This window comes from Streptomyces sp. LARHCF249, assembly GCF_052871255.1.
Window position 1 is genome coordinate 13,438 of sequence record NZ_JBIXJQ010000001.1, and the last position, 12,789, is coordinate 26,226.

The 12,789-nt window shown below is 66.7% G+C and carries 13 protein-coding genes; 2 read left to right on the plus strand and 11 right to left on the minus strand.

Annotated elements, in window-relative coordinates:
- Together ACIPUC_RS00090 and ACIPUC_RS00095 are read right to left on the minus strand one after the other, a co-directional pair.
- The coding region (locus ACIPUC_RS00090; protein ID WP_446585913.1) for a hypothetical protein at positions 1–447 on the minus strand (447 nt) is incomplete at its 3' end.
- 750 nt (positions 448–1,197) lie between these two features.
- Positions 1,198–1,338 carry a hypothetical protein gene (locus ACIPUC_RS00095; RefSeq protein ID WP_446585914.1) on the minus strand — a complete coding sequence of 47 codons (141 nt, stop codon included), beginning with the start codon at positions 1,336–1,338 and terminating at the stop codon, positions 1,198–1,200.
- A gap of 146 nt (positions 1,339–1,484) precedes the next feature.
- Between ACIPUC_RS00095 and ACIPUC_RS00100 the strand changes: the two genes are divergently transcribed.
- Both ACIPUC_RS00100 and ACIPUC_RS00105 read left to right on the plus strand, forming a co-directional pair.
- On the plus strand, positions 1,485–2,513 hold the full coding sequence (locus ACIPUC_RS00100) for an AraC-like ligand-binding domain-containing protein (protein ID WP_446585915.1): 1,029 nt from the start codon (positions 1,485–1,487) through the stop codon (positions 2,511–2,513).
- A gap of 192 nt (positions 2,514–2,705) precedes the next feature.
- Positions 2,706–3,257 carry a hypothetical protein gene (locus ACIPUC_RS00105; RefSeq protein ID WP_446585916.1) on the plus strand — a complete coding sequence of 184 codons (552 nt, stop codon included), beginning with the start codon at positions 2,706–2,708 and terminating at the stop codon, positions 3,255–3,257.
- 255 nt (positions 3,258–3,512) lie between these two features.
- Here the strand turns inward: ACIPUC_RS00105 and ACIPUC_RS00110 are convergent, their stop codons facing one another.
- The 9 genes from ACIPUC_RS00110 to ACIPUC_RS00150 form a co-directional block, all read right to left on the minus strand.
- Positions 3,513–3,998, minus strand: a complete 486-nt coding sequence (locus tag ACIPUC_RS00110) for a hypothetical protein (protein WP_446585917.1) — start codon at positions 3,996–3,998, stop codon at positions 3,513–3,515.
- A complete protein-coding gene (locus tag ACIPUC_RS00115) occupies positions 3,995–4,495 on the minus strand; it encodes an ATP-dependent DNA ligase (protein WP_446585918.1) in 501 nt (166 codons plus the stop codon). Before ACIPUC_RS00115 ends, ACIPUC_RS00110 begins: the two co-directional genes overlap by 4 nt.
- 27 nt (positions 4,496–4,522) lie before the next feature.
- Positions 4,523–5,422 (minus strand): site-specific integrase, encoded by a 900-nt coding sequence (locus ACIPUC_RS00120; protein ID WP_446585919.1) that lies wholly within the window; start codon positions 5,420–5,422, stop codon positions 4,523–4,525.
- 309 nt (positions 5,423–5,731) lie between these two features.
- Positions 5,732–6,577 carry a hypothetical protein gene (locus ACIPUC_RS00125; RefSeq protein ID WP_446585920.1) on the minus strand — a complete coding sequence of 282 codons (846 nt, stop codon included), beginning with the start codon at positions 6,575–6,577 and terminating at the stop codon, positions 5,732–5,734.
- 16 nt (positions 6,578–6,593) lie between these two features.
- The gene (locus ACIPUC_RS00130) at positions 6,594–7,082 is read right to left on the minus strand and encodes a hypothetical protein (RefSeq protein ID WP_446585921.1); all 489 of its coding nucleotides are present in this window, start codon (positions 7,080–7,082) and stop codon (positions 6,594–6,596) included.
- Positions 7,083–7,156: 74 nt separating this feature from the next.
- A complete protein-coding gene (locus ACIPUC_RS00135) occupies positions 7,157–7,732 on the minus strand; it encodes a DUF6262 family protein (protein ID WP_446585922.1) in 576 nt (191 codons plus the stop codon).
- Positions 7,729–10,341 carry a tyrosine-type recombinase/integrase gene (locus tag ACIPUC_RS00140; RefSeq protein ID WP_446585923.1) on the minus strand — a complete coding sequence of 871 codons (2,613 nt, stop codon included), beginning with the start codon at positions 10,339–10,341 and terminating at the stop codon, positions 7,729–7,731. The genes ACIPUC_RS00135 and ACIPUC_RS00140 overlap by 4 nt, the downstream gene beginning before the upstream one ends.
- Complete coding sequence (locus tag ACIPUC_RS00145; RefSeq protein ID WP_446585924.1) at positions 10,338–11,516, minus strand: tyrosine-type recombinase/integrase; 1,179 nt, start codon at positions 11,514–11,516, stop codon at positions 10,338–10,340. Before ACIPUC_RS00145 ends, ACIPUC_RS00140 begins: the two co-directional genes overlap by 4 nt.
- Positions 11,517–11,806: 290 nt before the next feature.
- Positions 11,807–12,649 carry a hypothetical protein gene (locus tag ACIPUC_RS00150; RefSeq protein ID WP_446585925.1) on the minus strand — a complete coding sequence of 281 codons (843 nt, stop codon included), beginning with the start codon at positions 12,647–12,649 and terminating at the stop codon, positions 11,807–11,809.
- Between the last annotated feature and the right edge of the window lie 140 nt (positions 12,650–12,789).

Below are 12,789 nucleotides of genomic sequence, written 5' to 3' on the forward strand. Positions count from 1 at the left end.
GTACAGATGGGAGATCCGCACCACCTTGCCCGGGAGGTCCTGCAACCGGGGATGGCTGACCGGACCGCGGACCGCCGCGTTGGCAGGGTCGTCCTCGGAGGGGTCCGGCTCTGGTTCCGACACTACGAACAGCGTGCTGGGGTCTGCACTCCAGTTGCCGCTCGCGGCCTGGCCGACGGCTTGGCGCAGCGAGCTGGCCGGGGCGTCCGGCATCTCGGCCGTGAGGGCCTTTAGCTCATCCTCGACAGTGGTGACGTCGCGGCAGGCGAGGACTCGGCGCAGGATACCGACCGCCTCGTAGGCGTGGTCGGGGTCCTTGCAGGTCAGGACAGCGGTCAGGGAGCTAGGGCCGTTGTCGTGAGCCAGCAGGGCCATCACACGGCTCTTGCTCAGCGTGTGTTCGCACAGGAAGTCGATAGCCCGGGCAGCGGAAAGCGATGAAGCCATCGCGGGACTCCTAGGGGGGAGTGCTCGGCGCGCACCGAAGAAGAGGCACCACCGAGACAGCAGGGAAGCCCGCTGGTGGACACGGTACGAACGTGTCCCCGGACGGTGACAAGAAGTTTTGAGGGGCCAGCTGGTGCCTCCGCTACGAACGAAGACCGGGCGGGAGTTTCGCACGGTCCCGACAGAGGTGCACTGGATCCACGCGACGAGTCGGCAGCCCCAACGCACCCTGCGAGTTAGCGAGTTAGCAAGGTGCCTTCATGGTCGCACAATGAGCGCCAAGTTCTCACCTGTTTGCCCAAAATGATCACGGCCTGTCCGGTCTCGCTGAAGGTGGGCCAGTCTCACTCAACCTGAGCCACCTCCAAGTTGACTGAGACACCGCAGGTCACGAGGCTGACCCAACTCCGGATTTCGGTGAGATGCCTCAACTTGAGTGCGTGCCTGCTCCGCATCCCCGGGTTGTGGCGGCCGCTGAGCCGACCGTCGCGGACATCGTGCGGGCCTGTCTGGCATTTGGAAGCGGTATGCCGGTGGTGTACATGTCCAGTCTTCCAGCGTTCCGCGGCTACTGTCGGGCTGCCACTGGGCGTGGGTGTAACCGCATAGTCTGCGGCCCGTGACCTGATGTCTTAGCCTGCTCGCTTCACCCGGGGTTGGACTGGATCGTGATCGGAAAGCGAAAGCCCCTTCTGAGCTGGGACGAGAGGCTCGTCCAAGGTCACCGTCGTACCAGCAGGAAGGCACTTTCTACGGCACGACCCGGTCCCGCCCACGCTTGTCGCCGGCGCCGACGATCACGATGGTCCGGAGCTGGTCGTTATGCAGTCCGAGGCGGTGGCCCACTGCAATGCTCACTGCCTCCAGCAGGATGTCCAGTTCTCGACGCATGGTCGGTGACGTCGGGTCCGGCCGTACAACCCTGCAGCACCTTCTGGTGTCAAGAATGGAGCTTCATGCCAGCGGTCCGATAGTTCCTGCGCCACGAGCCGGTCCGCTGGCTCACGGGGTGTCCGTCAATACCGGGGGGCCAAACAATGGTGGATCTGTTGCTGCGGACTGAGGACCTGCCGCCGAAGGAGCGCTTCGAGTTCTGGCACGAGACCGTTCAGCAGTCGATCGTGCCCATCGAGGTTCGCAGTGAACACACGGCGGACTTCAGGGCGCGCATGCGTGTAGTGGACCTCGGCGCGGTCCAGGTATCGCATGTGACGCACCCGTCCTTGGTGGCGCACCGAACGGCCCGGCTGATCCGCGCGTCGGATCCCGATCTCCTTCACTTCGGGCTGAACCTCCGCGGGCACGTCGATATGTCGCAAGGCTCGATCGACCATCGACTGGAGGCGGGTGGCTTAGTCCTCTACGACAACTCGCATCCCTATCGGATGGCTGCCCATGGGAAGGGAGACCGTCACGCGGGCGTGATGTTGGCGTTTCCCCGGACACTCCTCCCGCTTCGGGCGGCCGAGGTGGAGAAGCTGCGCATGGTGCCGTTACCCGGCTCACACGGGCTGGGTCGGCTGATATCACGGCATGTGCGGGAATTGGCCAAGGGAAGCAGCCACTACCGCCCGGCCGACGGGACGCGGCTGGCCACCGTGACCCTGGATTTGGTCGCGGCTCTGCTCGCCCACCATGTGGAAGCAGACAGCCGGATGCCGCCCGAGTCCCATCAGCGGGTTCTGTTGGCCCGCATCCATGCCTTCATCCACGAGCACTTGGGAGACCCGGGCCTGTCCCCGGACGTGATCGCGGCCGCGAACAGGGTGTCCACCCGGACCCTGCACCGGCTGTTCCGTGCCAACGACGCGACCGTTGCCGGATGGATACGCGCGCGCCGACTGGATCGCTGCCGGCGTGACCTGGGCGATCCGGCTCTACGGACCCGCCCTGTTCATGCCATCGCGACACGATGGGGGTTCCCGGACCCTGCCCAATTCAGCCGGGCGTTCAAAGCCGCCTACGGGATCAGCCCGCTGGCCTGTCGCGTACGGCTGCAGGCGACCGCGCGGGAGCAGTCCGAAGATGGCGCGCAGTGTCAAGCGCCTGGCACTGACCGTCAATGACTTTCTGTGCCGGTGAAGGTCACACTCGGGGAACCCGGGGAACTCACCTGCACACGCGCATCGTCTGCAACGTCCCCCGGGAGCGTCCGCGCCGCGGATGCTGTCCACTCGTCCAACGAGTGTCATGTCGGTGGGGGCGCTTGGTGGTACGGGTAGGTCCACCGGCTCTCGGATTGAAACGGGGAAGTAGCGTTGAAAGTCAGAAACCCGATAGCTGGAACGGTTCTTGCAGCTTTACTGATGGTCGGGATGATGCTGGTGGCGTCACCCGCGACAGCGGCGGCCTCGGCACAGCCACGCGTGGCGGCGGCCGCAGGCGATGTTCACGTGGAGAACATCGCCGCCTTCGAGCTAAGGAACAGCGACGGGCGCCTTGAGCAGTTTGCCATCGGCCCCGGGAACGCGTTGTTCCACCGATGGCAACTCTCACCCGGCGGCAACTGGAGCGGATGGGCGAGCCTCGGCGGCTGGGTGACCAGCATCGATGGCGCGCGCAATGCCGACGGTCGGCTTGAAGTCTTCGCCCGCGGGGGAGGCAACGCCTTGTACAACATCTGGCAGGTCTCGGCCGGCGGAGGCTGGAGCGGATGGGGAGGCCTGGGCGGAGTCCTCACGGACGGACCGTATGTGTCGGTCCTCTCCAACGGCGCGCTGTCGGTTGGCGGCGTTGGGACCACCGGCTACTGGTACCGGAACTACCAGACGTCGCCCGGCTGCTGCTGGAGCGGCTGGGCCCTCGGGTAGCCGCTGATCTGCGCTTTCGGCTGGGGTTGGCCGGATCGTGGTCGGGAACGAGGAAGTGCCTTCTTAAGACGACGCCCGTCGGCCGTCTCACTCAAGTTGAACCACCGCAGGTCAGGGCATGATCGTGAGTCACGTTGATTGAGACCGGACACCCATAACGGCGTTATCGCTGGCGGCGGCCTAACGGCTTCAGAAACGCAAAAGGCGGCCCCCGCCACCCGGATCGAGCCGGATGGCGGGGGCCGCTTCGGGTGCTCAGGCGCTCAGATCGATGCCGAGTGGGTGGTCGGGCCCGTCGACGGCGGCGGCCAGGCGTGCGGCGGAGTCGCTCTCGTACGGGTCGCTGTAGCTTTCGAGGTCGCTGAAGTCGAACGGCACAGCCGACGCCGCGAGCACTTGCGTACCCGGGGCGGCATGTGTCAGCTGTGCGTTGAGTTGGTCGACATCGCGGTCGGTGTGGGCGCACTGGGTGAACGGGCCGAGGCGGAGCAGGGGGTGCCGGGTGCCGTCGGGGCGCCGGGCTTCGACATGGACGGAGTAGTGCGCTGGCCTCATGCCCCCGCCGAACCGAGGCACGTCCTCGACGCTCACGTCCAGGCGCAGGCGCACGTGCCGCACCGGGTGCCGGTACACGCCCCCGCGGTCGATCGCGACGTCGGCACTGATCTCCGCAACGAGGTCGGGGCGAACAAGGACCGCGTCGAGGGCCTCGCGGCTCCCCCACGCCGAGGAGAACTTCACCCCGGTCCAGGGATGTTCCGGGCCGGCAGCGGTGAGGTGCTCGGCGACCTGCTGGGCCGCGTCCGGGCGCAGCGGTACCGTCCGGCCAACGGCGCGGAGGCGGCCGTGGTGGTCATGGCGGCCGAGGACGAGGAGCTGGGCCGGGCGAGGGCGCTGGTGATGGCGCCGATGATGGCCTCGGTGGTGTCGCGGCGTCTGATCTTGTACCAGGCTCTCGATCCGGGGAGGTAGCGCTGGTTCATTCCCTTCACCAAGATCCCCTCCACTCCGGAGACGTCGGTCCACGTCTCCAGCCACTCCCTTGCCTTGGCGAGGTCGGTGGTCATCGGGCACAGCGTCCACGGCGGGCTCAGCTGGTGGGTGTCGAAGAGGTCCTCGAGGATGCGCCGGCGCTCACGGTAGGGACGGGCGAGGAGGTCGGTGCCGTCCTGCTCACAACCACAACGGCTCCGGCCCCCGCGGTCCTTCCGTGTAGAACAGCATGCGTTCCCTGGCACCGGCCCGGCTGAGCGCGGTCTCGCCCTTCATGCCGTTGTGGCCGCGCCAGTGCACGACCCGGCGCGGGCCGCCCGTGACCATGGTGACCAGCCGCACCCCCGGCACCATGTCGTACCGGCCCATGGCCTGAGCCTGCGGATCACCGCAGCGCGGGCCGCCTCCCTATAGTTCTCGATCTCCCCGACGACATCAGCCGAGACGTAGAACGTCCGCGACTTCTTCGACCGAGTCACCGCGGCCGCAAGGCGCCCCACGTAGTACCGGCCGCCCTCCAGCTGCAGCGAGGGCACCTCGAAGGTGAGCAGCGACGCCCCTTCCAGCCGGCGCATCCCTGAGCTGTAGAGCAGGTGCGCGAAGGCGACATTGCGGTCCTCCAACCGGCCTGTATGCCGCGTCGGCGGCAGTCCGGCCCGGCCATAGCCGCGCAGCCCCACATCCACCCACCGACGGAAAGCTCTCGGCGTGAGCCAGTGCACGTTGCTGCCCTTGGCATCCTTCGCCCTCAGCGCAGCCGCCCTCACCAGCCCTCCGTATCGTCCGAGGACCGGCTGGGTCTCGATGGGGCTGTCCGTGATGAAGCCGTGGGATCGCCTGGTCGCCCACGTGTAGAGGCTGGAGAGAGCGGCCAGCTCGCGGTTCCACTTCGATCCACCGACCCGACGCGGGTTACTGGGCGCTTCCTGCCGCCAGTACTGGTAGTCGTGTACGTCAACCTCTGTGGCCTGTGTCCAGTCCTTCTTTCGCGACCACAGGAAGTTGAAGAACAAGCAGAGATCGGTGGCGTAATTCCGCTTGGTCTCCAGCTCGTAACCGCAAAACGGACGACTGGAGACGTACAGGGCGAGCCGCTCATCAACGCCGTAGTCCGGCCTCAGCAGGATCGGAGTGCCCGGCCGGATCCCCACCGAGGCCTCGCGCTCCGGCAAGTCCTGCCATCCAGCCAGATTCGGTGGGTCCGTCGGATCTCCCGACGGCACACAGAACTGTCGCCACCCCGATATCGCACTCCCTGCTAGACCGGCTTCAACACACCAATCCAACAGGGAAGGTGGAGTAGAGGGGGACCGTGGTCACCCCGCCCTCCCGCTTGTAGTCGACGTCCGCCGAGCCGACCGGGGACAGCCACCCGAGCCGCACCACCTGGTCAAAGTCGACTTTACCGACCACAAGGGTTCACGGATTGGACGTGACCTGGGGCAATACGTCGCGTAGATGTCAGGGACGCGGGGCTGGGGCTAGCTTTCCGCAGCGGCGATGATGGTCTGCGCGATCTTGCGCATGGCGTCCCATCGGTCGTCCAGCGATGACCCGCCGGCCTCGGCGCTGGTGAGCATCTGGTCGATCCGTTCCTGAACGGTCTTCTTGTCGCGCGGGACAAGTTCACCCTGATACTCGTTGATGGCGTTGTTGTAGCCGGTCCAGCGGACTGGGAACGGATCGCCAGAAGCTGTCAGCAGGCAGTCGAGGCCGAAGTAGAACTCCACGGAACACGCGCGACCGTTGATGTCGTATCGGGTGTCACCCGTGGGTCCGAGGGTCGGGTAGTCCTTGACGTAATCGAGATCGGGCAGCAGGCAGACCTTGAACCGTCCGGGCAACGGGGCGCTCGACAGTGTATTCACGGCCTGACGTCCTGCGGCGTCATTGTCGACCAGTGCTATGACGCGGTTCATGATCCCGGCGGCTGCAAAGGCCCGCAGGCTCTTCACCAGCTCAGGGGCGCCACCTGCGGCTTTCGCGTCGGGATCGAGGAACGTGAAGTAGCCCGCGAGGTCGGGGGCGACGATCTGCAGTCCCCGCTTGAGGAACCGGGCGTCGGTCGTCCCCTCGGTCATGACAATGATCGGTCCGCTGCTTGCCATTTCCACCGCCAGCTCCTGGAGCGCGACCTCTGAGACAGTGTCGTGCCGGGTGAAGTAGCCGGCTGACAGGAGATCGTGCAGGTCGAGGCGGACAATTGTGTCGGTCGCCTGGCCGTCGAGGAGTGCGGCGAGCAGTGTCCGGGGGTCCTCGTCGTGTTCCCGGAACAGCTCAAGGGCGTCCAGGCAGGCTGCCTCCAGGCCCGTCAGGGGCTCCTTCACCTCCGTCGACTTGAAGCTAGTGATCAACGCGTGCAGGCCGATCTCGACCGCTTCCTCGCAGTCGATCGTGTGGCGAACGTGCTCGGTCGCCCCCCGGCTCCCGGACGTAGATGGCGTCGTCGCCGTCGAACTCGCGAAGCTCCCGGAGGCAACTGCTCATCTCCTGCTTGGAGCGGTGCGGTGTGAACCCCATCAGGCTCAGTCGCTTCGCCACCGTCTCCACCGTGGCCGAGTAGCCGAAGGCTCTGCTCATGTCACCCTCGACGGCCTCCACGTACTCCTCCCACCCTGGCATGCCCTCGTATGCCTCCGGTGGAGCCCCGGTCTCATCAAGCGGGTCAATCAGGTTGACGTCCCTTGCGTTGATCGCGTCGACCTGGCTCGCCCACTCCTCGTCCATGTACTTGTCATGCTCTTGGAAGATGGTCATGAGCTTCGCTGGGATGTGGTTCTTCCCCGCACTGATCTTGTTTTCTCCGAGGAAGAGGCCCCACTTGTCGCCCACGCAACTCTCCGATCAGCGCTCCACGAATCTGCCTGGCGATCATCACAGTTTCACGCCCCGGCAGGCAATGGACTTCAACGCTGACGGGCTTCGAGGAGTTCAGCCTCAAGTGCGGCGATCCGCTTGTCGGAGAAACGCAGGTTGGAGCGGGCGCCTTCGAGTCGTTCTTGCAGGGCTCGGTGTTCCTGGGACAGCTGCTGGACGCGGCGCTTGAGGGTGGTGTTCTCGGTGGTGATCCGTTGGACGGATTCGCCGGGAACCATCTGTTCGAAGTCTCTGAGCTGTCCCATCAGTTCCCCGATCCGCTGCCGTTGAGCGAGGATCTCGTTGTGGGAGATGGTCAGTTGCTCCTCGGCGTTGAGCGCTCGCTCCCGCCACGATGCCTCGATGCGCTCGTGCTCGTCCTGGGTGATTCGGTCGTGGCGGCTTTTGCTGTCGGTGACGGCGGCCTGGACGAGGCCGCGGGCATCGGCGTTCTCGTAGAGGAACGTGGCGGAGACGCCTGCGCGCTGGGCGATCGCGCGGACGGCGAGCCGGCTGCGCTCGCGCCGGAGCTGGCTGATGGCCTTCTCGACGCGCACGAGTTTGTCCTGGGCCTGGCGTCGGCGGGCGGCCGTCGCTGCTGCGGTTTGGTCGGGGGCGGAGGTCATGATGCATCCGTGCCGTGGTCTTCGTGGAGAACGTCGGTGTCCTCGTGGTCTTCGTGGCGGGCGAGCTCGTGTGCGCGGAAGGCGGTGGACCAGACGCGTCCGAAGTAGTCCTGTGGTCGGCGGAGGTCGAGGGCGAGGGCCTCGTCCAGGAGGCCGACGGCGGACAGGGCCTTCTCCAGGCCGTCGATCGCGCGGGCTGTGGGCTCGAAGACCTGGTGCAGGTAGTCGGCGGTGGCGCCGTTTGGGGCACGTTCGGCGAGCATGCGCCACTGCTCTCGCTTGCGGTGCCAGTAAACGAGGTCGGCCCCGGACAGGACGAACTTGTCGCAGTTGTGGCAGTCCATGTTCCAGGGGCAGGCCTCGCCGTCGACGACGGGTTGGAAGGTGCAGAAGCCGCCTTCGGCCGGGGTGGATTTGCGGGTGAGGTCGATGGCTAGGGCTTCGGCTTGCTCTCGCGTCATGGGTTCGCTGTCGGACAGGAGGAGGCCCGGCTCGGATGCTCCGGGGCCGGCGACCCAGACCGCGTTCAGCGCGTCGTTCAGACGGGGGTCGGTGTTGGCCAGGTGGACGTAGTGCTCGGCCATCTTCTCGGAGACCTGGCCGAGGTAGCGCTTGACGTGCGTGAGGTTGGCGCCGTTGCGCAGCAGATTGGTGGCCAGGGTGTGCCGGGCCTGGTGGGCGACATAGTGCCCGAGGTCGAGGGTGTCCACCCAGTTGCGGAAGCAGCAGCCGAACCAGGCGTGGGTCACGCTGTGCTTCCCGCTGGCGTTGGCTGACCGCCGCGGGAAGAGGGCGAGCTCGTGTCGTTCCTGACTGGTCGGCTGTCGTCCGTGGTGCTGGACGAACCGGGAGATAGTCTTGGCCTGACGGCGTTGGATCCGTTCGTAGAGCCGCTCGGGGATGCGGATGGCCTGGTCGAAGTTGCCGACCTTGGTTTGGTCGTGCCAGAACAGCGGGATGCGGTTGACCTTGCTGACGCACTCCAGCCGGACACTGGAGACTTCGCGGCCGCGACGGCCGGTGAAGACGAGGGCCTCCCAGATATCGCGGATCCCGCGGTCGTCCGGGTCGAAGTCCTCGAGCCGTCTCAGGTTGTCCTCGTTGGCCAGGGCGCGTGCGACGTCGTCAGGGAACGGACGGCGCCGGCCCGACTTCGCAGGGGACAAGGGGATGGCGATGATGAACTCTCGCGCCAGGCCGATAGGTTCGGCGTCGCCGGATTCCAGGGCCGTCCTCAGAACATCGCGGGCGCCGCTGAAGGTGGTCGCCAGGGTGCTTTTGGTGACCGGACGCTGTTCGAATCTGCTGCCGTTCTCGTAGAGGCCGAGGGACTTCAGCCCGTGCTGCTTGCGGTGCCGCTGGTCGTTCACGAAATCCACCGCGTGGTCTTTGGCCAGCAGTCGGGGGTCGTGACCGCCGTCGGGGGCCTGTGCTTCGAGGAAGGCGCTGAGCTCGACGCATCCTCGCCGGGGACGGGTGAGAGTGCTGTTGCTGCGGGGCGGATCGGCGGTGAGCCGGGCGTCCAGTAGGTCCCAGAGGAGGTCGCGGAGCCAGCGCTGCGTGACGGCGGACAGATCGACCACCGTGCCGCGGTCACGGATGCGGACGCCGTAGAACTCGGTGTCGATGAAGCCGGCGTCCTTGGTGTCCTTGCGGGTGAAGTAGACGTGCCGCAGGTAGCCGAGCATGATCTTGACGATGTGCCCAGTGTGCGGTCTTGCCTGAGACAGATCGAAGTCCGCGAGGGAGTTGACGTTCTGCTCCCGACATTCGTCAGCGACGTGCTGAAGCCAGGAGATCGACCAGTTCCGCCCGACGTCTGGCCGTTGCGTGTGACGGAACATCGTCCACTTGATCTCCGCCCTCACCAAAGGGCGCAGGCCCAGCAGGGAGAGCTCGTTCATCCGGGAGACTGGGCGGGTGGCCGCGCACCACGAGCGGAAAGCGGCCTCGTGCGTGTAGGTGACCACCGGCAGGTCGCCTCGCTCAAGGTCCCGCGGTGTCCAGACCGGCGGGAGCGCGGCGCCGCCGGGCTTGCCCGCATTGACGTAACGATGGTGGTGCTGGCGGCAGAGGCCGAGCGGGTGGTCGGCGACCGACGGACAGGGCACGACCTGGCACTTCCCGAACCCCGGGAATGGTCTTTGAGTGGCCAGCCAGGTCTGGAAGTCGGCTTGCCGGCCCTTGTCTCGCCGGATCTTGCGGTAGCTGATCCAGCGTTCCGTGTGCAGGTAGCACATGCCTTCCTGGCCCTTGGCGGGCACGTCCGGACAGAGGAGGCACGACTGGGCGACCAGCCATCTCACCGACATGAGCGGCTTGGCGGACTGGAGAAAGTCACCGATGTGCCCGCCGTTCTTCAGGCAGGCGAGCCACTCGCAGTCGTGGACGTGGCAGAACTGCTTGCCGGTCATCTTCGACCGTCCGCAGTCCGGAACCCGGCACGACCAGCCGTAGGCCGCGTGCGCCGACGGGACACGGATGGCGTCCGGACGGAGCAGCGGGTCGAAGTCCGGTGCGTGGATCAGCGCCTGCAGCATCTCGAGCCGGTCGGTGACCGTGCGCTTCGCATGTGGGCTGCCGGCGGGCACCAACGGCAGGGCGGTCACTCCTCCTCACCCCAGACCGTTCGCAGGGCGTGGATGAACTCCGATGAGTGCTGATCCGGGTGACCGTAGACCTCGTCGACGGTCTGCGCCGAGGCCCAGTTGCCGGCCTCCTTCGCAACGAATGAGTCGTTGCCGGAGGCGTCGAGGATCGCCGAGGTGAAAGTGAGCCGGAAGGCATGCGGCTTGATCCGTCCGGGCAGGCCCGCCCGGCGGCCGGCTCGTCGGAGCATGCCGCGGGCTGCGTCCGCTGACCAGGGCTCGCCGAGGTTCGGACCGGACAACTGGATGAGGAGCATGCCGTGCCCGGCGGCGTACTTCGCGTACTCCGTCGTCATGTACTCGAAGTAGCTGCTGATCATCGCGGGGCTCACCCGGTAGATCTCACCACCGCTGATCACACCACTGGTCATGCGCCAGTCAGGCTTCGTCTTTGCCGCCGCCCGGTTGGGGTTCCCCCATCGGTGGCAGACGTGCAGATGCGGACTCCGGCACTCTCCGCAGGCCGCGTTCTCCCGCAGGTGTAGATCGACCAGGTGCAGCCCCGTCAGGCCCCCGATCCGCAGGCTCGTGTCGGACAGCCAGGTGACGACCATCCTGTCCCGCGCGGTGTTCACGACCGGCAACAACTCCGGGCGTGCCCCGTCCGGAAGCATCTTCGGGTGCCGGCGACGGGTGCCCTGGCGCGGTGCCAGCGGATTCGATGGCACCGAGGCGATCACGTGTCCGAGCAAAGCGCGGTCCCGGTCCCTCTGTATAGGCAGCTCACGCACGTCCAGAGCTGATCGAAGCTCTGGATTGGCCCCGGACCCACATTGATGCAGGTAGAAGCGTTTCAAGCACGAGGCTGCCAACTGGAGGGCTGAGGATCCGTACGGGCGCTTCGGCGGTGTCCGCCATGGCTCACCGAAGGGCATTGCCACCCTGGCGCCGACCGCCCCCATGTAGCGGTGCAGGTCACGCAGCGACACGGCCTCGGTCGCCAGACGCTCCCGAGCCCGCCACCGTAGGTGGTCCACCAGGTAGTACGCATAGGTCTTCTGCGTACCCCGCCCCTCGTACGACCGCAGGAAGCTGTCCGCCTCCTCGTCGACGGAGCCGTCGGGCCGCACGATCGTGTACGACCAGCCCCCGCCCGCCCGCCTCATCGGCTGTACCCGAAGGTCCCCCAGGACCATCCCGCTCCGCACGCCGTCGCCTCCTCGTCCCGTACACCGAGCAGGCAACTGAGCCGGTCAGTAAATGGACACGGGACGACGCCAACAGCGACCCCAACGAGCGAAGCGAACGCCCACAACGCGGTCGGTAAAGTCGACACGGCGGATGCCCAGGCGGCGGGCGGCCTGGTCCGGGCCTAGGGGTACGTGCCGGTCGACCAGGGTCCGGCAGGTCCCGGCGGCGGCCGAGGACGGCCACCTGGTCCGCGTGCCCGTCGGTTGGCCCTCGGGGTCCCGATTACGGCGTTGGCTCAGAGCTCGCCGGCGTCCACGACCTCGCTGGCAGCGGGGGGCCGGATTTGCGTGACGGTTTCGAAGTCATACCACGTGAACTCGGTCGGCTGCCGGCCCGTCTCGGTCCGCTTGAGCAGGTAGGGGCGGCCCTGCGTTGCCACGTAGTCGGTGACGGTGCCGCCGTTGGTACCTGGGTAGGTGAGCATGATCGCGGGCTGGCCGTCGACGGTGGCGGAACCACCCCGGGAGATCTCAGGGGACTCCTTTTCCAGAAGGATGCTCGGGTCGCGCAGCTGGCAGCTGAAGGCGATGGTCTTCGCGTCCGAGTGCTCGGCATCCAGCTTGATCCAACGGTTGCCGATGCGGTTGACCACGACGTCTTCCTGGGCCTTCGTGGCCTTCAGGGTGGCCCGCCACGCCTCCGGGTCGCGCTTGACATGGAGGACCTTGGGCGTGGCATGGATCTCCGTCTTGCCCAAGCCTTCGCCGCTGACCGTGCCTGCGCAATCCACGTTCACGAACGTGAGCTGCATTGTGCCGGTCATCCCGTCGCCAGACGCATGACCTCGGAACTTCTTGAACGTGGCAGTCCGGGTCTCCTCGTATGCGAGCTGTTGGATCTCCTCGGGAGTCTTGCCCGCGAAGGGCTCCGCGGCAGAGCTGCTCGGCGAGGCGGAAGCCGGCCAGCTCGCGCCGTCTGTTGCCGGCTCTGCGGGATCACAGGCCGTGAGGACGAGACAACCAGCAAGCACTACGGCCGAAACGGTGGCGGAACGAGCGAACAAGAAATTTCCTTCGGGTGGTGTGCGCAGGTAGGGAGTGGTGCGCACATGTGGGATGGCATCTGCCGGCGTCGACATGGGACAACCCTCGTCGCCACGAACTCCGCCGCGCGACCTCGTGGGGGCGCACCCCCAGGTGGCGGGGCGGGCCGTGTATGGCGCGATGATGGTTGAGCGATAGCGCCCGGCGGGGGTGTCCTGCCCCGCCGGGCGCTTGC